19 protein-coding genes are annotated in these 20,006 nt (G+C 61.7%); 13 read left to right on the top strand and 6 right to left on the bottom strand.

Translation table 11 applies throughout. The features are described from left to right. Window positions 1-268: 268 nt before the first annotated feature. From ACYF6X_RS22175 to malM, 4 genes are all read left to right on the top strand, one after another. Complete coding sequence (locus ACYF6X_RS22175) at window positions 269-1,240, top strand: alpha-amylase family glycosyl hydrolase (protein ID WP_107227137.1); 972 nt, start codon at window positions 269-271, stop codon at window positions 1,238-1,240. Beyond that, entirely contained in the window at window positions 1,233-2,342 is a 1,110-nt protein-coding gene (malK, locus tag ACYF6X_RS22170) for a maltose/maltodextrin ABC transporter ATP-binding protein MalK (protein WP_038874339.1), read from the top strand. The genes ACYF6X_RS22175 and malK overlap by 8 nt, the downstream gene beginning before the upstream one ends. 32 nt (window positions 2,343-2,374) lie before the next feature. Beyond that, window positions 2,375-3,664 (top strand): maltoporin, encoded by a 1,290-nt coding sequence (locus tag ACYF6X_RS22165; RefSeq protein ID WP_033649704.1) that lies wholly within the window; start codon window positions 2,375-2,377, stop codon window positions 3,662-3,664. A 100-nt stretch (window positions 3,665-3,764) separates the two neighbouring features. Next, on the top strand, window positions 3,765-4,664 hold the full coding sequence (malM, locus tag ACYF6X_RS22160; protein ID WP_060429175.1) for a maltose operon protein MalM: 900 nt from the start codon (window positions 3,765-3,767) through the stop codon (window positions 4,662-4,664). Window positions 4,665-4,719: 55 nt separating this feature from the next. Here the strand turns inward: malM and ACYF6X_RS22155 are convergent, their stop codons facing one another. From ACYF6X_RS22155 to ACYF6X_RS22145, 3 genes are read right to left on the bottom strand one after another with little or no spacing between them, the layout of a single operon-like run. After that, window positions 4,720-5,703 carry a nucleoside hydrolase gene (locus ACYF6X_RS22155; RefSeq protein WP_130017693.1) on the bottom strand — a complete coding sequence of 328 codons (984 nt, stop codon included), beginning with the start codon at window positions 5,701-5,703 and terminating at the stop codon, window positions 4,720-4,722. Window positions 5,704-5,725: 22 nt separating this feature from the next. Beyond that, on the bottom strand, window positions 5,726-6,727 hold the full coding sequence (locus tag ACYF6X_RS22150) for a LacI family DNA-binding transcriptional regulator (RefSeq protein ID WP_130017694.1): 1,002 nt from the start codon (window positions 6,725-6,727) through the stop codon (window positions 5,726-5,728). A gap of 24 nt (window positions 6,728-6,751) precedes the next feature. After that, window positions 6,752-8,131, bottom strand: coding sequence for an MFS transporter (locus tag ACYF6X_RS22145; protein ID WP_130017695.1), 1,380 nt, complete (start codon window positions 8,129-8,131; stop codon window positions 6,752-6,754). 392 nt (window positions 8,132-8,523) lie between these two features. Here ACYF6X_RS22145 and ubiC point away from each other — a divergent pair, with 392 nt between their 5' ends. Both ubiC and ubiA read left to right on the top strand, forming a co-directional pair. Continuing rightward, window positions 8,524-9,039, top strand: a complete 516-nt coding sequence (gene ubiC, locus ACYF6X_RS22140) for a chorismate lyase (RefSeq protein ID WP_060423780.1) — start codon at window positions 8,524-8,526, stop codon at window positions 9,037-9,039. Window positions 9,040-9,056: 17 nt separating this feature from the next. Beyond that, on the top strand, window positions 9,057-9,929 hold the full coding sequence (gene ubiA, locus ACYF6X_RS22135; RefSeq protein ID WP_063988528.1) for a 4-hydroxybenzoate octaprenyltransferase: 873 nt from the start codon (window positions 9,057-9,059) through the stop codon (window positions 9,927-9,929). A gap of 66 nt (window positions 9,930-9,995) precedes the next feature. Here the strand turns inward: ubiA and plsB are convergent, their stop codons facing one another. Then, window positions 9,996-12,461, bottom strand: a complete 2,466-nt coding sequence (plsB, locus tag ACYF6X_RS22130) for a glycerol-3-phosphate 1-O-acyltransferase PlsB (protein ID WP_107227113.1) — start codon at window positions 12,459-12,461, stop codon at window positions 9,996-9,998. Between the two features lie 148 nt (window positions 12,462-12,609). Here plsB and ACYF6X_RS22125 point away from each other — a divergent pair, with 148 nt between their 5' ends. From ACYF6X_RS22125 to ACYF6X_RS22110, 4 genes are all read left to right on the top strand, one after another. Continuing rightward, window positions 12,610-12,978: a diacylglycerol kinase gene (locus tag ACYF6X_RS22125; protein WP_015379225.1), complete on the top strand. Its 369-nt coding sequence runs from the start codon at window positions 12,610-12,612 to the stop codon at window positions 12,976-12,978. Between the two features lie 102 nt (window positions 12,979-13,080). Beyond that, complete coding sequence (gene lexA, locus ACYF6X_RS22120; RefSeq protein WP_025160136.1) at window positions 13,081-13,689, top strand: transcriptional repressor LexA; 609 nt, start codon at window positions 13,081-13,083, stop codon at window positions 13,687-13,689. Between the two features lie 101 nt (window positions 13,690-13,790). Beyond that, window positions 13,791-15,128 (top strand): MATE family efflux transporter DinF, encoded by a 1,338-nt coding sequence (gene dinF, locus ACYF6X_RS22115; RefSeq protein ID WP_130017696.1) that lies wholly within the window; start codon window positions 13,791-13,793, stop codon window positions 15,126-15,128. A gap of 315 nt (window positions 15,129-15,443) precedes the next feature. Further along, window positions 15,444-15,653 carry a CsbD family protein gene (locus ACYF6X_RS22110; RefSeq protein ID WP_004936743.1) on the top strand — a complete coding sequence of 70 codons (210 nt, stop codon included), beginning with the start codon at window positions 15,444-15,446 and terminating at the stop codon, window positions 15,651-15,653. 102 nt (window positions 15,654-15,755) lie between these two features. Here the strand turns inward: ACYF6X_RS22110 and zur are convergent, their stop codons facing one another. Continuing rightward, complete coding sequence (gene zur, locus ACYF6X_RS22105) at window positions 15,756-16,268, bottom strand: zinc uptake transcriptional repressor Zur (RefSeq protein WP_015379223.1); 513 nt, start codon at window positions 16,266-16,268, stop codon at window positions 15,756-15,758. A 245-nt stretch (window positions 16,269-16,513) separates the two neighbouring features. Here zur and ACYF6X_RS22100 point away from each other — a divergent pair, with 245 nt between their 5' ends. From ACYF6X_RS22100 to pspG, 3 genes are all read left to right on the top strand, one after another. Beyond that, complete coding sequence (locus tag ACYF6X_RS22100; RefSeq protein ID WP_063988532.1) at window positions 16,514-17,086, top strand: sugar O-acetyltransferase; 573 nt, start codon at window positions 16,514-16,516, stop codon at window positions 17,084-17,086. Window positions 17,087-17,196: 110 nt separating this feature from the next. Continuing rightward, entirely contained in the window at window positions 17,197-18,207 is a 1,011-nt protein-coding gene (gene dusA / locus ACYF6X_RS22095) for a tRNA dihydrouridine(20/20a) synthase DusA (protein ID WP_063988533.1), read from the top strand. Between the two features lie 157 nt (window positions 18,208-18,364). Next, window positions 18,365-18,583 (top strand): envelope stress response protein PspG, encoded by a 219-nt coding sequence (gene pspG / locus ACYF6X_RS22090; protein ID WP_033644411.1) that lies wholly within the window; start codon window positions 18,365-18,367, stop codon window positions 18,581-18,583. A gap of 299 nt (window positions 18,584-18,882) precedes the next feature. Here pspG and ACYF6X_RS22085 read toward each other — a convergent pair whose 3' ends face one another. Continuing rightward, the gene (locus tag ACYF6X_RS22085; RefSeq protein WP_149559100.1) at window positions 18,883-19,866 is read right to left on the bottom strand and encodes a quinone oxidoreductase; all 984 of its coding nucleotides are present in this window, start codon (window positions 19,864-19,866) and stop codon (window positions 18,883-18,885) included. Window positions 19,867-20,006 lie beyond the last annotated feature (140 nt).

Here is a 20,006-nt window from a genome sequence, read left to right as displayed (position 1 = left end):
CCCCTCTACGCCCCTGAGATGAGGAGTGTGATCCAGTTAACGTTGCGCTCTATTCTGTGGCGTCAGGCACAAAATAGGGGGGCGATTTTTGCCAGCCGGATCACAGATTTGCCTTAAGCGCGGAACTTCTCATCGCCGCAGTCGTTCTCTCATCCTCCCGCCTCCTCCCCCATGAAAAATCCTGTTACGGATGATTACCCTTTCCGGCGACTCCCGCACTATCGGCCCATTGATTGTCAACGCCACGCGCAGCAGGGATACCGGATTTATGTCGTCAATGCCTATCGCCACTCAGCCCACCCTGTACCGGATCCATCCGGCCAGTTTCCGTGACGGAAACGGGGACGGCGTGGGCGACGCGCACGGCATGCTGGCGGCGCTGCCGTACCTGAAAGCGCTGTCGATCGACGGCCTGTTGCTGCCGCAGACGCTGGCGCCGGAGGCCGAGGCGACGGTGACGGGCGAAGGGCTGACGCTGTGGTACGCCGATGAAGCCAACCGCGTTCGCAATGCCGTCGCGCCGCAGCGGTTCGCCCACGGCGCATTGGCGCTGGACGTGATGCCGTTTAGCGTAGAGAAGCTGGTGGCGGTGCTGCACGCCCGCCGCGCCACGTTGGCGGACAGCCTGTGGAGCACCGGGGACGCCGATCAGCCAAGAGTGGTCAGCCGCTGGGGGCAGGGCGATTTGCGCTCCGCCGCCGCCTTTCTGACGCTGCTGGCGATGTTGCCGGCGCCGATCTGCCTGTATCAGGGCGAAGAGCTGGGGCTGCCGCATGCCGCCGGCCTGCAAGATCCGCGCGGCGCGCAAACGCCGATGCCGTGGCATGAGGCTCCCGAACAGGTCACCGCCGGCGAAATCAGCTGGTATCAGCAGGTGGCGATCGAACACCGTGCGCTGGCCATCAGCCGCCAACAGCACGACAGCCACTCCACCTTACGTTACTGCCAGGCGCTGTTGGCCCTGCGCCGTTCACCGCTCATCCAGCGCGGCGAATTGAACGCGGTCAGCCAGCGGGACGGCGTGGTGCGCTTACTTATTACCCATCAGGATCAATGCCTTGAAGCGCTGATAAACCTGCAGCCTTATACTCAGGCGGCCGCGCCGTCTGAGGCGACCTTACCGTTGGCATGGCAGCACGGCGCGCAGCAAGAGGGTCATCAATGGGTTTTGGCGGGCTTTGCCTCCGCCATTTTCACACGACATGTTAACTGCGAAAGCAGGGGAGTAACGCATGGCTAGCGTGACACTGCGCAGCGTTTATAAGGCCTTCGGTGAGGCCGTGATTTCCAAAGACGTCAATCTGACCATCGAGGACGGCGAGTTTGTGGTGTTTGTCGGGCCGTCGGGCTGCGGTAAATCGACGCTGCTGCGCATGATCGCCGGGCTGGAGGACATCACCTCCGGCGAGCTGCTGATCGGTGAGAAACGCATGAATGAGGTGCCGCCTTCCGAGCGCGGCATCGGCATGGTGTTCCAGTCCTATGCGCTGTATCCGCACCTGTCGGTGGCGGACAACATGTCGTTCGGCCTGAAGCTGGCCGGCGCCAGGAAAGCGGAAATCAATCAACGGGTGAACCAGGTCTCAGAGGTGCTGCAGCTGGCGCACCTGCTCGATCGGCGGCCGAAGGCGCTGTCCGGTGGGCAGCGTCAGCGCGTGGCGATTGGCCGCACGCTGGTGGCCGAGCCGGACGTGTTCCTGCTCGACGAACCGCTGTCCAACCTCGACGCCGCGCTGCGGGTGCAGATGCGCATCGAGATCTCCCGTCTGCACAAGCGCCTGCAGCGCACCATGATTTACGTCACCCACGATCAGGTCGAAGCGATGACGCTGGCCGACAAGATCGTGGTGCTCGACGCCGGTCGCGTGGCACAGGTCGGCAAGCCGCTGGAATTGTACCACTACCCGGCCAACCGCTTCGTCGCCGGATTTATCGGCTCGCCGAAGATGAACTTCCTGCCGGTCAAGGTGACCGCGGCGCAGCCGCAACAGGTGCAGGTCGAACTGCCCAACCGCCAGTTGGTCTGGCTGCCGGTGGAAGGTGCGGGCGTTCAACCCGGCGCCAACCTGTCCCTGGGCATTCGCCCTGAACATCTGCTGCCCGGCGAAGCCTCAGAAGTGCGGCTTACCGGCGACGTACAGGTGGTGGAGCAGCTCGGCAACGAGACGCAAATCCACATCCAAATCCCGGCCATCCGTCAAAACCTGGTGTACCGCCAGAATGACGTGGTGCTGGTAGAAGAAGGTGCCACATTCGCCATCGGCCTGCCGCCTCACCGCTGCCACCTGTTCCGTGAAGACGGTACGGCATGTAAACGGCTGCACCAGGAGCCGGGCGTTTAAAGCATCAAAGTCGGTATAACAGGAGAATAATGATGACTACTCTGCGCAAACTTCCTCTGGCACTGGCTGTCGCCGCCGGTGTTCTCTCTACTCAGGCGCTGGCCGTGGATTTTCACGGTTACGCCCGTTCCGGCATCGGCTGGACCGGCAGCGGCGGTGAGCAACAGTGCTTCAAGGCCACCGGCGCCGCGAGCAAATACCGTCTCGGCAACGAATGCGAAACCTATGCCGAGCTGAAGCTGGGGCAGGAAGTGTGGAAAGAAGGCGACAAGAGCTTTTATTTCGACACCAACCTGGCCTATTCGGTCTCGCAACGTTCCGACTGGGAAGACGTGACCCCGGGCTTCCGCGAAGTCAACGTGCAGGGTAAAAACCTGATCGACTGGCTGCCGGGCTCCACGCTGTGGGCCGGTAAGCGCTTCTATCAGCGTCATGACGTTCACATGATCGACTTCTACTACTGGGATATCTCCGGCCCGGGCGCCGGTCTGGAAAACATCGATCTGGGCTTCGGCAAGCTGTCCGCCGCCGTGACCCGCAACTCCGAATCCGGTGGTTCTTACGGCTACCTGGATAACGAATGGAAACAGCGTCCGACCGTCAACGACACTTTCGACCTGCGTCTGGCCGGCCTGGAGCTGAACCCGGGCGGCACCCTGGAGCTGGGCGTGGACTACGGCCGCGCCAATGCGCAGGATAACTATCGCCTGGCCGACGGCGCCAGCAAAGACGGCTGGATGTTCACCGCGGAACACACGCAGAGCATCCTGAACGGTTACAACAAGTTCGTGCTGCAGTACGCCACCGACTCGATGACCTCGCAGAACAACGGCCGTAATGAAGGCGCCACCATTGATAACAACGGCAAGATGATCCGCGTGCTGGATCACGGCGCCATCGACTTCAACGATCAATGGGCGCTGATGTATGTCGCCATGTTCCAGGACATCGACCGCGACAACAACAACGGCACCACCTGGTACACCGTGGGCGTGCGCCCAATGTACAAATGGACGCCGATCATGAGCACCCTGCTGGAAGCCGGCTATGACAACGTCAAATCCCAGCGCACCGGCGATCGCAACGGCCAGTATAAAGTGACCCTGGCGCAGCAGTGGCAGGCGGGCAACAGCATCTGGTCGCGTCCGGCCATCCGTCTGTTCGCCACCTACGCCAAGTGGGATGAGAAGTGGGGCTACGCCACCGGTGACGACACCGGGTATAACACTGGCACCGCCTACAACGACACCAGCATGCATACCTTCAGCCGCGGCAAGGATGACGAAGTCACCTTCGGCGCCCAGATGGAAATTTGGTGGTAACGACGACAGGACGGGGAGGGCTATCGGCTCTCCCCCAACCGCATTCGCCGCGGCCAGATCTCTTGCCTGATCCGCCGCGGCGCTGAAAGAGGATATAACGATGAAAAAGAATCTGCTGTCACTCTGCCTGTCGCTGGCGCTGACCGTCGGCGCGCCTTTGGCGGCCAACGCCGACACGCCGGCCAACGTTTCCGTCGCGCCGGCCATCAGCGCCGCCACGCTGCAAAGCCTGCCGTGGCAGCCGCTGCAGCCGCCGGTGTCGCAAGAGGTGAAGCTCGACGCCGTCAGCCCGCAGCTCAATCAGGGCGAGATTCAGGGGGCGATCGCCGCCTATACGCTGCCGGCCGATCGCGGCTCGCTGGAAGTGACGCTGAGCAGCCTCGCTAAAAACAATTCGCTGTATGCGCCGAGCGTGCTGGTGCTGGACGAGCATCTGCGCCCGGCGGCGTATTACCCGAGCAGCTACTTCCCGTATCAGCCACCGGGGGCGATGTCCTCCGATCGCCTCGAAGGCACGCTGAAACTGACGCCGGCGCTCGGTCAAAAACAGATTTACCTGCTGGTGTACACCACCCGCCAGGACTTGGCGAAAACCACGCAGCTGACCAATCCGGCCAAGGCCTATGCGCAGGGCGTGGGCAATGCGGTGCCGGATATCCCGGATCCGATCGCCGGCCACGCGACGACCGGCACGCTGAAGCTTAAGGTCACCGCGGAACAGGGCACCGGCAACGTGATGATCGGCATGCTGCAGCCTGCGCCGACCGTGGCGCCGGTGGTGGTGGGCTCGACCGCACCGGCCGCCGTGGCGGCACCGGCACCGGAGAAACCGGCGGAGCCGATGCTCAACGATACCGAAAGCTACTTCAATAACGGCATCAAGCAGGCGGTGAAGGCGGGCGATATCGACAAGGCGCTGAAACTGATGAATGAGGCCGAGAAACTGGGCTCGACCACCGCGCGTAAAACGTTTATCAGCAGCGTTAAAGGCAAGGGGTAATACCCGGCGCTGCCGATGCTGGCTCGATGATTGGTGCGCTTTGGCGCACCTTTTTTCATCCGCGGGCCAGCGTTGTGCCGATCAACGCCAACAGACGAGCGTTGTCCACCTGCTGCATGACGCGCACCGGCTTGCCCTGCGGCGCCGGCATGCCGACCGTCAGGCGCAGACCGTCCGGCCGCCAGCGGCGTGAACTGCCGCGCGTCAACGCCCCTTCCAGCGCCACATCTACATGGAACATCTCGGTCGTGACCAGCTGCGGCGCCAGCAGCCAGGCGATCACCAGCGCATCATGGATCCAGCAGCCCGGCAGGTGCCGCGTATGGCGTGAATAGTCGATCCACGGCTGCGTGGTGGCGCGCAAATAGCGGCACAGCGGGGTATCCGGCTGGGTCAACGCGGCCAGATCCGTCTGGGTCAGCATGGTCTGGGTAGTGACGTCCAGCGGTGCCAGCGTGATAGCGGCGCCGCTGTTCAACACCAGCCGCGCCGCTTCCGGATCCAAACCGAAATTGGTGTCCTTGATGTACCCGTCGACGTTGAACACGCCCCCCATGATCACGATCTCTTTCACCGCCTGCGCCATCTGCGGGTAAAGCTGCATGGCGTGCGCAACGTTGGTCAGCGGGCCGATCGCCGCCAGCGTGATCTCGCCGGGATGCCGGCAGATCAGTTCGCCGATGGCGATGGCGGCGTCCGGTGCGGGCGCGTTGGCCAGCGGGGGCGCGGGCAGGCCACGCCACAGCGCCGCCAGCTTTGGATCGGCGATCGGGCGGTCCAGATGTGCGCGCCACGGCTCCGGCGGCTCGCTCAGGGCGCGCGCCGCGCCGAGGGCGACCGGCACCTGATAGCCGCTCTGCGTCAGCAAGTCGGTGGCGACGGCGAAGCCCACTTCACGCGGGGTGTTGCCGGCCACGATGCTGATCAGCTCCAGCTGTAGCTGCGGTTTGGCCGCCAGCGCCAGGGCCAGCGCCAGGCCGTCGTCGACGTTGGCGCCGGGAACCCCGTTGCCGGGATCGCAATCAATGATTAAACGCATAGTAAGGTGTCCTGAAAAACCGCTAACAGCCGCAGGAACGGCGGATGCGCAGTTGAAAAGCGAATTCATGCAGCTCGGCGGGCGCGGCACCGGCGGCCAGCATGGCGATGGCCCGCTTGGCCATGGCGTCGATCGGCTGCTCGACCGCGCTGAGCGGCGGCACGCTGAATTCGGATTGCTGCGTGCCGTTAAAACAGATCAGCGCCAGATCGTCCGGCGCGCGCAGCCCATGCTCCGCCAGCGCCGACAGGCAGCCGAGCGCCTGCTGCTCGTTGGAGGTGAAAACGGCGCGCGGGCGCGGGCCTTGCACCAGGCGCTGGGTGGCCTGGTAACCGCCCTGGCGGGTGTAGGGCACCTCGAAAATCCACTCGTCGCGCGGCGCGATGCCCGCCTCCAGCAGCGCATCGCGCCAGCCGTTCAGGCGATCCTGCGCGTTGAGCATGGTCAGCGGGCCGATAAAAATGCCGATGTCGCGATAGCCGTGCTGCAGCAGATGGTGGGTCGCCTGGCAGGCGGCGTCGCGCTCGTCGACGCGAATGGCGCAGACGCCGGCCTGGCTGTCGATGGTGTCTATCATTACGCAGGGGGTGCCGGAAGCGCGGATCAGATCGAACCACGGGTGGCGATCGACGCTGGTGTACAGCAGGCCATCGACCTGGCGGCGCAGCAGGTTGTTGATAAGCTCATACTCGCGCTGACGATCGTCGCCGGCGTCGCCCAGCAGCAGTACGCGGCCGCGGCTGAAGGCTTCCTGCTGCAGCGCCCGTGCCAGGGTGGCGAAGAACGGATTGGAAATATCCGGCACCACCAGCCCGTAGGTTTGCGTGCTGCCGGAGGCCAGCGCCCGCGCGATGTCGTTCGGCCGGTAGCCGGTCTGCTCGATCGCCGCCAGCACGCGCAGCCGGGTGGCTTCCGCCACCGGGCGCGGGCCGTTGTTGATCACATAGCTGACCACGGCGACGGAGGTGCCCGCTACGCGGGCCACGTCGGCGCGGGTAACGCGTCGCGCGGAGTGATTATCCACATTGAGGTCCTGTTCGCCTTCTCGCTACGCGGCATCCTGCGGCAGGTTGAGATCGCGGCCGCGGGTTTCGGGAGCAAAGAAGGTGGTGATTAAGCCGATGGCCGCCATTACAACAAAATAGCAGGCGACAGGCCACCAGTGACCGAAACCGGACAGCAGCGCGGTGGCGATCAGCGGCGCGGTGCCGCCGGAGAGGATCGAACCGAGTTCCTTGGCGAACGCCATTTTGGAGTAGCGGTTCTTCACGCCGAACAGTTCGACGCCGTAGGCCGCCTGCACGCCGAAGATCCCCAGCGACGCGATGCACATGCCGACCACGATCACCGAGATGACGATCGCCGGTTCACGGCTGTCGAGCAGCCAGAACGCCGGGAAGGCGTACAGCACCAGCAGCAGGCAGAACCCGCGGTAGGTGACGCGGCGGCCGAAGCGATCGGACAGCCAACCGGCCAGCGGGATCACCAGAAAACCGCACAGCGAGGCGATCAGCACCGCCAGCGCCGGCACCGATTTATCGACCATCAGCACCTTGGCGACGTAGCCGACAATAAAGCCCTGGCACAGGTAGGAAGGGCCGTTCTCGCCGATGCGCAGGCCGAGCATCACCCAGAACGCTTTGGTGCGCTGCAGGTAGCTGCGCGTATCCGGCGCGGCCTGGACGGCGTCCAGCATGCGCTGGTGGTTTTGCTGCAGCTCGCGTTCGAAGACCGGCGTTTCCCGCACGTGGCGACGCAGATAGAGCGCCACGCCGGCGATCAGAATGCTGGCGAGGAACGGAATGCGCCAGCCCCAGCTCATCAGGTCTTCCTTGTCGAGCTGCAGCACCAGCAGCCATACCAGCGATGCCAGTAGGGTGCCGCTGTTGGAGCCGATGGCGATGATCGACGCTACCAGTCCGCGCTGTTTGGCCGGCGCGTATTCCGCCAGCATCACCGCGCCGCCGGACAGCTCTGCGCCGGCGCCGAACCCCTGCGCGAAGCGCAGGATCACCAGGCAGGTGGGCGCCCAAACGCCGATTTGCGCATAGGACGGGATCAGGCCGATCAGCGTGGTGGAAACGCCCATCAGCGCCACGGTGGTGATCAGCACCACGCGGCGGCCTTTGCGATCGCCGATCCAGCCGAACACCAGCGCCCCGATCGGCCGCGCGATGAAGCCGACGGAGTAGGTGGCGAAGCTGGCCAGCAGGGCGACCAGCGGCGTGGCCTCGGGGAAGAACACGTCGCCGAACACCATGCCGGCCGCCAGGCCGTACAGCGCGAAATCGACGTATTCCATGGCGGTGCCGAGCCAGCAGGAGAAGGTGGCGCGCCAAAATTGGCTGCGCCCCTCTTTGGTTGCCAGACGTTCATCGGCCGCCAGCGTGTCGGCGGTCTGTGGAGTGGCAAGCGTTGTTTCGCTCATGGCAGTGCTATCCTCTTTTGTGCTGCGCCTTGAGGGGCGCGGTTAAAGATGGTTTCCCTGGTGCCGGCAACAAAGGTGTGCCGACAAATGATGTCGGACGCATGGCGATTCAACGCTGCGGTGTCAGAGTATCTACGCGCGTAGATAAAACAACGCGACAAAGATGAAACTTTGCAGGCGATCACAGAATCGGCATCGTGCCGGGGAACGAAGATAGAGAACGCGGATGGCAAAAAGATGACAGGAGCCCGGTTTTTCCGGCGGAAGCCACCGCCGTTTTCGCCACGAATCAGCCTGCCGCTTTCGTATTTCTGCGCTACAATGGGGGCCTGTTAACAGTTTGTATCGTCTGTCGCGCCGTACCGGTCGTGGCTCAGGCGAGGAGTAAAGCAATGTCTGGCATCAGGGATTCCATCCTGCCGCCGCTGGAGTGGCTGTCCGAACAGGATCCTCCGGCGCCCGCCGCCGTCAGCGACTGGCTGATGGAGTTAGGCTCCATGACCCGCCGATTTGAACGCCATTGCGCCCAGGTGCGCGTCGAACCGCAGCGCGAATGTTTCGTCACGCGCGAGGCGTTGGGCGATGAGGCGAATCACCTGCCCGACAGCCCACGCTATTGGCTGCGCGAAGTGGTGCTGCTGGGCGACAACCAGCCCTGGCTGCTGGGGCGCACGGTGATCCCGGAAAATACGCTGACCGGCCCCGACCAGGCGCTGGTGGATCTGGGCACGCTGCCGCTGGGGCGCTACCTGTTCAGCAGCGGCGAGCTGACCCGCGACTATATCCATATCGGCCGACAGGACGCGCTGTGGGCGCGCCGTTCACGGCTGCGGCTGGCGGGCAAACCGCTGTTGCTGACCGAACTGTTTTTACCGGCTTCACCGCTGTATTCAGCGGTTCCTGCATAAGAGAGGAGAGCAAGACCTTGGAGGGAAGCGTGACTCAAAGTAAATGGCGGGCTTACAGCCATTTGATGCGCATTGATAAACCGATCGGCACGCTGTTGCTGCTGTGGCCGACGCTGTGGGCGCTGTGGCTGGCCGGGAAAGGCGTGCCGCCGCTGTCGATTTTGTTGGTGTTCGTGCTCGGCGTGTTCCTGATGCGCGCCGCCGGCTGCGTAGTGAATGACTACGCCGATCGCGCGGTGGACGGCTACGTGAAACGCACCGCCGGGCGGCCGATGCCGAGCGGCCGGGTGAGCGCGAAAGAGGCCAAGGTGCTGTTCGTGGTGCTGGTGCTGATCTCGTTCTGCCTGGTGTTGACGCTCAATGCGATGACCATCTGGCTGTCGCTGGCGGCGCTGGCGCTGGCCTGGATGTATCCGTTCATGAAGCGGGTGACCAACCTGCCGCAGTTCGTGCTGGGCGCCGCGTTCGGCTGGGGCATTCCGATGGGTTATGCGGCGGTCAGCGAATCGCTGCCGCTCAGCTGCTGGCTGCTGCTGCTGGCCAACATCTGCTGGACGGTGGCCTACGACACGCTGTATGCGATGGTCGATCGTGACGATGACCTGAAGATCGGCATCAAATCCACCGCTATCCTGTTCGGCCGTTATGACAAGCTGATCGTCGGGCTGCTGCAGTTCGCGACGCTGCTGCTGCTGGTGTGGGTCGGTTATCTGGCGCAGCTCGGCGGGGCGTTTTACTGGTCGCTGCTGCTGGCGGGCGCGCTGTTCATTCACCAGCAGAAACAGATCGCCGGCCGCGAGCGCGAGGCCTGTTTCAAGGCCTTCCTGCAGAACAACTATGTCGGGCTGGTGGTATTTATCGGCATCGCGCTGAGCTATCTGCCGGCGTAACGATTCCTCTTCGCAAGAAAAAAGGCACCCCGTGGGGTGCCTTTTGTATTTCCGCGCCGGGTGAAATCACTCGTCTTGCTCTTCTTCCGCATCGGCCTGCGGCAGGACGTTGGTCTCTTCCGGCATGTTGACGCTTTCGATGGTCAGCTTGATTTCCGGCGTGATCAGATCGCTCAGCATGTTGTACACCTCGAGGGTGTGCTCGCGGATCGCATCGCCGCTGTCGTTGATATAGCCTTCTTCGCGCAGCGTCGCCACCAGGGTGGAGAACACCGCCTTGTCGAAGAACTCCGGCGCGTTGATGCCGTGCAGCACCGACAGACGTTGCGCCATGATGCGGCTCTCTTTCTCCAGCGCGCCGCGGTTGATGCTCGGGTTAGCGCTGAGGATCGACATGGTGATGGCGTAGCGTTGCAGGGTTTCGCGCACCCCGGCGGCCAGCAGCTGCAGCGGGCGAATGCGTGCCGGGTTCAGCACCAGCTCGTCGCCTTTGTCGCAGATCAACTGTTGACGGATCAGCTCGTCAATCATCGGCCGCAGCACCTCCGGCAGCTGTTCCTTGTCGTTATGCAGGAACAGCTCGGCTTTCAGCATCGGGTAGATCATGCCGATCTGGCGCAGCAGCTCGGCGCGCGACACCCGGCGGTGATGCATTACGATGCTGGCGATCAGCGACGGCAGCACCAGCAGGTGGTGGATGTTGTTACGGTAATAGGTCATCAGCACCGCCTGCTCACGCGGCAGGATGATGATGTCGCCGATGTTGTCCTTTTCCACCTCGAACTTGTTCATGTTCAGCGCGTGATCCAGCAGCTCGTCCGGCGTTTGCGTCGGCACGGTGACGTCACGCGCGTAAGGCGCATTGCGCATCAGCTGCAGGTAGCACTCCAGCTGTTCGACCAGCTGTTCGCGGGTCAGCGAACGCTGGCGCGAGGCCAGCAGCGCGGTGGAACACAGGTTCATGGCGTTGGCCGCGGCGGCGTTGTTGATACGCACCATGATCTGGCCGGCCAGATCGTTGACCGTCGGCGTCAGCCAGCTTGGGCGCTGGGCTTCGATCGGATCGATCGACTCGCGCCACTGCGGCACGTTCTGGTTGAGGTAAGCCGTCAATGGCAGCGGTTCGCCGAAGTTGACGTAACCCTGGCCCAGATTGCGCAGCTTGCGCAGGCCGCGCAGCATTTGCAGCAGGCTCTCTTTTTCCTTGGTGGCGCCACGCAGCTCTTTGGCATAGGTGCCCACTTCCATCACGTGCTCGTAACCGATGTAGATCGGCACCAGCGTGATCGGACGGGTGCCGCCGCGCAGCATCGCCTGGATGGTCATCGACAGGGTGCCGGTCTTCGGTTCCAGCAGGCGCCCGGTGCGGGAACGGCCGCCTTCCACGAAGTATTCCACCGAGTAACCGCGGGTGAACAGCTCGCCGAGGTATTCGCGGAACACCGTCGAGTAGAGCTTGTTGCCCTTGAAGGTGCGGCGGATGAAGAACGCGCCCAGGCGACGGAAGATCGGGCCGGCCGGCCAGAAGTTGAGGTTGATGCCGGCGGCGATGTGTGGCGGCACCAGGCCCTGGTGATACAACACGTAGGACAGCAGCAGATAGTCCATGTGGCTGCGGTGGCAGGGCACGTAGACGATCTCGTGGCCGTCCTGCGCCAGTTGGCGCACGCGCTCGGCGTTGGTGACGTTGATGCCCTGATACAACCGGTTCCAGGTCCAGCTCAGCACGCGGTCGGACAGGCGCACGGTTTCGTAGGAGAAATCGGCGGCGATCTCTTCCATCAGCGCGATGGCGTTCTGCTGGGCTTTCTCGTGCGAGATCTTCTTGCTGCGGGCCTCGTCCTCGACCGCTTTTTCGATCGCTTTGGACGCCAACAGCTTGTTGAACAGATCCTGACGGGCCGGCAGGCTCGGGCCTACCGCGGCCAGGCGCTGACGCGAGAAGTGCATGCGCGCCACGCGCGCCAGTTTCTGCGCGATGGTTTTATCCGTGCCGTGCTCGGTGGCCATGCGGCGCAGCGAAACGGTGTTGGAGAAACGCACGAAGCTGTCGCGGCCGAGCCACAGCACGGCGAAGAATTTCTGCACGCCATTCAACAGACGCAGGTGCGGCGTGCCGTGGCCTTCGCGGCCCGGCGAGCGGCCGAACATCACCGAAACCGGCAGCATCTGAATGTCGAGATCCGGATTGCTGCGATGCAGATCCAGATAGTCGTGGAACAGCTTTACCGACTCTTCTTTCGGGGTGTAATAGCGGAACACGCGCGGGCCGTCGTGAATGAACACGTAGCTCGGCAGCACGGTGCCGTCGATCTCCAGCGAGTTGAGCGGATCGGGCAGATCCTGCGCCAGGCACTGGGTGCGCAGCGTCAGCAAATCCGCCTTGGAATTGTAAGGTAAAACATACAGAATCGGCCGTGAGGGATCCAACCCTAGCTCGGTAACCGGATCTGAAGGGATGACCTTACTTCTTACCAACAATTTAAGTGGTAAATTCAATATTTTATAATAAATTTTACGCCAACCTGACATAACAACGTGAAGCCTCTTGTTAGCAATGCGCCGCAAGCATACCAGAAACTGGGTAGCAGATCTGTGGTGTTCGAAAACCGAGAGCCGTCAGCGCGGACTGTTCTAGACTCTTTTTATTATGACCGACCTCTGAGAAAGGCACGAAAACATGGCAAACCAAGCAACCGGACTGACCCGCATCATCAAGGCCGCCGGCTATTCCTATAAAGGGCTTTCCGCCGCCTGGCAACACGAAGCGGCGTTCCGCCAGGAACTGGTGGTCACCCTTCTGGCTATCATACTGGCTGTCTGGCTGGATGTGGGTGCGATAGCGCGCATTTTATTGATCGGATCGGTAGCGCTGGTGATGATCGTCGAGATCCTGAACAGCGCGATCGAGGCGGTGGTGGATCGGATCGGCAGCGAACATCACGAGCTGTCCGGCCGGGCCAAGGACATGGGATCGGCGGCGGTGTCACTGGCGATCGTGCTGGCGCTGTTCGTTTGGGGCACGGTCTTATGGCAGCATTTTGGCTGACGAAAGGCGCCTACTGACTGATTTTTATTTATTCTTCGGTTCCCAATCCGCGCTTACCTGTATATACTCACAGCAAGACTGTATAAACAAACAGGGGGCGGAATGAAAGCACTAACTACCAGACAGCAAGAGGTCTACGATCTGATTCGCGATCATATTTCGCAAACGGGCATGCCGCCAACGCGTGCCGAGATCGCGATGCGTCTGGGGTTCCGTTCGCCTAACGCCGCCGAAGAACACCTGAAGGCGCTGGCACGCAAAGGCGTGATCGAAATCGTCTCCGGTGCCTCGCGCGGTATCCGCCTGCTGATGGAAGAAGAAGAAGGGCTGCCGCTGATCGGCCGCGTCGCCGCCGGCGAGCCGCTGCTGGCGCAGCAGCACATCGAAGGGCACTACCAGGTTGATCCTTCCCTGTTTAAACCGAGCGCCGATTTCCTGCTGCGGGTGAACGGCATGTCGATGCGCGACATCGGCATTCTGGACGGCGATCTGCTGGCGGTGCATAAAACCCAAGACGTGCGCAACGGCCAGGTCGTGGTGGCGCGCATCGAAGACGAAGTGACGGTCAAGCGCCTGAAAAAACACGGCAACGTGGTCGAGCTGCTGCCGGAGAACAACGAATTCCAACCGATTGTGGTCGATCTGCGTCAGCAGAATTTCACTATCGAAGGGCTGGCGGTCGGCGTGATCCGCAACGGCGACTGGATTTAATCGCTGCCCCCTCAGTGCCGCCTCTTGTATCAATCGCCCCTGTTCTGGGGCGTTTTTGTTTCTGATTTTGCCCTTCGCCACTGCTACGGGAACGTCTCATCATGCGCTTGATTTCCGCCTTCACCAGCGACACCGATAAAGCCCTGTGGCGCCTGGCCCTGCCGATGATTTTTTCCAATATCACCGTACCGCTGCTCGGGTTGGTGGACACTGCGGTGATCGGCCACCTCGACAGCCCGATCTACCTGGGGGGCGTCGCGATCGGCGCGGTGGCGACCAGCTTCCTGTTCATGCTGCTGTTGTTCCTGCGCATGAGCACCACCGGTCTGGCGGCGCAGGCGCTGGGGGCACAGAACCCGCAGGCGCTGGCGCGCGCCTTTATGCAACCGCTGGTGCTGGCGCTGCTGGCCGGGGTGGCGATCGTCCTGCTGCGGTATCCGCTGATCGAACTGGCGCTGCAGATCGTCGGTGGCAATGGCGAGGTGCTGGAACAGGCGCGGCGTTTTCTTGAAATCCGCTGGCTGAGCGCCCCGGCGGCGCTGGCTAATCTGGTGCTGTTGGGTTGGCTGCTCGGCGTGCAGTATGTGCGCGCGCCGGTGATCCTGCTGATCGTCGGCAACCTGCTGAACATCGTGCTGGATATCTGGCTGGTGATGGGCCTGGGCTGGAACGTGCGGGGGGCAGCGGCGGCAACCGCCATCGCCGAATACGCCACGCTGCTGCTCGGCCTGTGGCTGGCGTGGCGGGTGATGCGCCTGCGCGGTATTACCCTGCCGATGCTGCGCCAGGCCTGGCGTGGCGATCTGCGTCGGCTACTGGCGCTCAACCGCGACATCATGCTGCGTTCACTGTTGCTGCAACTGTGCTTTGCGTCGCTGACCATTTTCGGCGCTCGCCTGGGAAGCGAGGTGGTGGCGGTCAATGCGGTATTGATGAATCTGCTGACGTTCACCGCCTATGCGCTCGACGGCTTCGCTTATGCGGTGGAGGCCCATTCGGGCCACGCCTACGGTGCCCGGGACGACAGCCAACTGCGCAAGGTGTGGCATGCGGCCTGCAGACAGGCGGGGCTGGTCGCGTTGGCCTTTGGCCTGGCGTATGCCGTTACCGGCCAGCAGATCGTGGCGGCGTTGACCTCCTTGCCGGAGCTGCGTGCGTTGGCCGCCCACTATTTACCGTGGCAGGTCATTCTGCCGCTGGTCGGGGTATGGTGCTATTTGCTGGACGGCATGTTTATCGGCGCCACGCGCGGCGCCGAGATGCGCAACAGCATGGCGGTGGCCGCGGTGGGATACGGCCTGGCGCTGTTTAGCATACCGCTGTTTGGCAACCACGGGCTTTGGCTGGCGCTGGCGGTGTTTCTGGCGCTGCGCGGCCTGGCGTTGGGCTGGATTTGGCATCGTCATCAGGTGCGCGGCAGCTGGTTTACCGCTCGCTAGAACGGACGCTGTGCTGGGTTATTTATTAATTTTATTTATGTTTTTGTTCACTTTTGCTTACATGTTTTCAACCCTGGCATTTTTGCGTTAGCTTGTTGTTTATTAGCGTTTTTTGTTTTTATTTTGTTTCTTAATGGTTTTTTATTCTGATATTTGGCTTTTTTATTTCCATATTTAACTAGAATGAATCATGTGGCTGGCGAATGAATGGGAGCGATATTCCTTAAGGTGAAGGGAGTATCGGCCAGAAAAATTTCTGGTTAACCCCGACCGGCGACAGGGATCACTGATTCACCACAGGTTAACGGAGAGACTATGAATAAAGATCAAGCCGACGGTAACTGGAAGCAGCTTAAAGGCAAAGTGAAGGAAAAATGGGGCAAGCTGACCGATGACGATCTGACAGTCATCGAAGGGAAACGCGAACAGCTGGTCGGCAAAATCCAGGAGCGCTACGGTTACCAGAAAGAGGCGGCCGAAAAAGAGGTGAAAGCCTGGGAAGATCACACCAAACACCGCTGGTAATCTGCAGGGCCGCCATTGAAGGCGGCTTGCCCAGCGCAGGCCGGCGTCGCTCTCATCCTCTGGCGTTCCGGCCGCAGGTACAGGGAGGTACCTGACTTCGTCTTACTTCTTCTTGATGGCGATGCTGTGATCGTGTTCGGCGCAGTCATGCTTGCTGTCGCACGCCTCAACCTCCACGCAGCCGGCGCACAGACCGTGCGCTTCCACCACGCTGTGCCGCAGCGCAAATCCGGCTTCCTGCGCCAGCTTCTGCAGCGTTTCTTCTACGCCTTCGGTAGTGCGTTCGGTCACCTGGCCGCAGCGGTCGCAGATAAACAGTGCGGACGTATGCATCGGCTGTTCGAAATGGTGACACAGCACGTAGCTGTTGGCGGACTCCACTCTATGGATAAATCCTTGTTCCAGCAGAAAATCCAGCGCGCGATAGACCGTCGGCGGCTTGGCCTGCGGTTCGGCGACGCGCAGCAGATCGAGCAGGTCATAAGCGCTGATTGCACCGGGTTGCTGAGTCATCAGACGCAGCACTTCCAGCCGTTGCGGCGTCAATCGCACATTGCGTTGTTGGCAGAGGCGTTCCGCCTGCGCCAGCAGCTTTTCCTGGGTGGTTGAGTTCATCGCAAATATCCCGGTACGTAAAAAAGCCGATTTTACCATGATTACGGCGAATCGCCGAGAGTTGCCCCCTTTTCCCCTGAGGATTGCGCAGGGAAAGGCGCGCTGAGTGCGCTAAAAGAGAGATGCATCACAACTTTTCCCCGCAGGCGGGCGGCAAATCAACGTTGCCGATTTTAGCGCTGGAGAGCAGCGGACGAGAGCGGTATAACGCGTTTCACCCGCGTGATGAGCAGGAGCCTTGTGTGATGACGGAAAGAGAGAAGCTGTTAAGCGGCCTGGAGTACAACAGCCGCGATGAAGAACTGATTGCTATGTACCATCGGGCCAGGGCGTTGACCAAAAGCCTGGGGGCGCTGGATTCGCATCAGGCGGACGAGAAAAACCGCCTGCTCGGTGAGCTGTTCGGCGCCTGGGGGGAGGCGAGTTGGATCGAAACACCGTTCTGGTGCGACTACGGGCAGCATGTCCGCATCGGCAAGAACTGTTTTATCAACGTCAATGCGGTGTTCCTCGACTGCAATACCATCACCATCGGCGACAACACGCTGATCGGCCCCAACGTGCAAATCTACACGCCGAGTCATCCGCTGAAGGCCGGTGAACGCTTTACCGGTGACCCGGCTTTTCCTTTCCGCACCTCGGCGCAGCCAGTTTCCATCGGCAGCAACGTGTGGATCGGCGGTAACGTGGTGATCTTGCCGGGCGTGACCATCGGCGACGGCACGACTATCGGTGCGGGCAGCATAGTGACCGGCGACATCCCGGCCAATGTGCTGGCGCTGGGGCAGCCGTGCCGGATTATCCGCGCGTTGGAATAGGGGGAAGCAAAGGCGGTTTTCCCAACGGCGCCGATTGTCGTTATAATAGCCGTTTGCGGCCGCGCGCCGTTCGTTGAACCCAGACAGACTCAGGTAGCCAGTAACTCAGCATGACGAAAGACAACCACGCCCCAACCTACGCCGCCAATCGTTTCTCCATCGCGCCGATGCTCGACTGGACCGATCGTCATTGCCGTTACTTCCACCGCCTGCTGACCCAGGAAACGTTGCTGTACACCGAAATGGTGACCACCGGCGCGATCATTCACGGTAAGGGCGACTACCTGGCCTACAGCGAAGAAGAGCATCCGGTGGCGCTGCAGCTGGGCGGCAGCGATCCGGCCGCGCTGGCGCACTGCGCCAAACTGGCGGAGCAGCGCGGTTACGACGAGATTAACCTCAACGTTGGCTGCCCATCCGATCGCGTGCAAAACGGCATGTTCGGCGCCTGTCTGATGGGGCAGGCGACGCTGGTCGCCGACTGCATCAAGGCGATGCGCGACGTGGTGTCGATCCCGGTGACGGTGAAGACCCGCATTGGCATCGACGATCAGGACAGCTACGCCTTCCTGTGCGACTTTATCCAAACCGTCGCCGGGCGCGGCGAGTGCGATATGTTCACCATCCACGCGCGCAAGGCCTGGCTCTCAGGCCTCAGCCCGAAAGAAAACCGCGAAGTGCCGCCGCTCGACTATCCGCGCGTTTATCAGCTGAAGCGGGATTTTCCGGCGCTGACCATCGCCATCAACGGCGGAGTGAAAACGCTGGAAGAGGCGCAGCAGCACCTGCAGCATCTGGACGGCGTGATGATGGGGCGCGAGGCGTACCAGAATCCGGGCATCCTGGCACGGGTCGACAGCGAACTGTTCGGCGCGCAGACCGCAGTGCCGGACAGCGTGGCGATCGTTGAAGCGCTGTATCCCTATATCGAGCGCGAGCTGTCCAACGGCACCTATCTCGGCCACATCACCCGCCACATCCTCGGTTTGTTCCAGGGCGTGCCGGGCGCGCGCCAGTGGCGTCGCCACCTGAGCGAGAACGCCCACAAGCCGGGCGCCGATGCGCGGGTGGTGGAGCAGGCGCTGGCGCTGGTGCGTCAGCCGCGTGTCGAAATGGCGTAACTCACAAAAAGTTTGACCAACAGTTAGTCTTTTTCGCCAGGTATTCGGCGCATTGCCGGATGCCTGTCCCCTCTTTTCAATAGGTTAGCCCTTTCGTCATTCTGGCACGCTTCTTGTAATCCACTCTGCAGATACGTTGAGTTGCAAAGGAGCAATCATGTTGGAAATCTTCTTTCTCATTGGCTTTGTGGTGATGCTGATGGTGACCGGCATCTCGCTGCTGGGGATCTTCGCTGCGCTGTTGGTGGCGGCGGCGTTTATGCTGTTGGGCGGGTTGTTCGCGGTGGTCATCAAGCTGCTGCCGTGGTTGATTTTGGCGGTGGTCGGGGTATGGATTTACCGTTCGATGCAGAAACCACAGATCAGGCGTTACTGATTTTTTGCTGAATAATCAATCATTCGCGATGAAACTTGCATAACTGCCCGCCCCGCTAATGCGGCAGCGATCACAGCTTGGCAGTTTTACCCGGCGATGTGGCACATAAAGCGTGTTTTTTGCCGGACGGGGCTGTTAGGATGTTTGTCGATGCAGTGATGCGACCAATTTCATCACCGTGAGAGACAACCAAAATTCGTGTTGCTAAAGCAACCCCCTGTCTCTGGCGGACTCTGCTCTACCCCTACAAAACGCAGTACAGAAAGGGCTCCGTAAGGAGCCCTTTTCTTTTGCCGCGATCAGGGGATCAGCAGGCTGGAGCCGCTGGTGCTGCGGCTTTCCAGCACCTGGTGCGCCCGCTGGGCGTCGGCCAGCGCAAATTTCTGCTCGTCCCTCACCTCCACCCGAATGGCGCCGCTGCCGATCAGTGAGAACAGCTCGTTGCTGGCGTACTGCAGCTCGGCGCGGTTGGTGATGTAGCCGTTAAGGGAAGGGCGGGTGACGTACAGCGATCCTTTCTGGTTGAGCAGCGCCAGATCGACGCCGGTCACCGGGCCGGAGGCGTTGCCGAAGCTGACCATCAGGCCGCGGCGTTTCAGGCTGTTGAGCGAGGCCTGCCAGGTACTTTGCCCCACCGAATCGTATACCACGCCGACCTTCTCGCCGTGCGTCAGCTCGGCCACCCGCTGGGCGATATCCTCGTTGTGGTAGTTGATGGTGGCCCAGGCGCCGGCCTGTTTCGCCAGCGCGGCCTTCTCGTCGGAGCCGACGCTGCCGATCAGGCGCGCGCCCAGCGCTTTGGCCCATTGGCAGGCGATCAGCCCAACCCCGCCGGCGGCGGCATGGAACAGGAACACTTCACCCGGTTGTACGTCGTGGGTCTGGCGCAGCAGGTAGTGCACCGTCAGCCCTTTGAGGAAAGAAGCGGCGCCCTGCTCAAAGCTGAGATTGTGCGGCAGCAGCGCCACTTTTTCTTCCGGCACGTTGTGGACTTCGCTGTAGGCGCCGAGCGATGACTGCGCATACACCACCCGGTCACCCGGTTTGATCGCGCTGACCCCAGCGCCGACCTTGATCACCACGCCGGCCGCCTCGGTGCCGAGGCCGCTCGGCAGGCTCGCCGGCGCGTACAGCCCGCTGCGCACATAGGTGTCGATGTAGTTGATGCCGATCGCCTTGTTTTCGATCTGCACTTCGCCGGCGGCGGGATCGAGCGGTGTAAAATCAACGTATTGCAAGACTTCCGGCCCGCCGGTGGCGGAAAACTGAATGCGCTTGGCCATATCGTTACCTCGTTTGAGTGTCTGATTTCACCCTATTCTTTTTAGTATCGGAGATCCAGTTCACCCGTGCGGAGTTCAATACCTTTTTTGCATCGGTTATGACGCAAAAATCACGTATACTCTCGCGTCAAGATCCTTCA

Source organism: Serratia sp. ID 25-353 (assembly GCF_054792795.1).
Note: the sequence above shows the minus strand (reverse complement) of the source record. Positions and strands in the feature narration are given on the sequence as shown.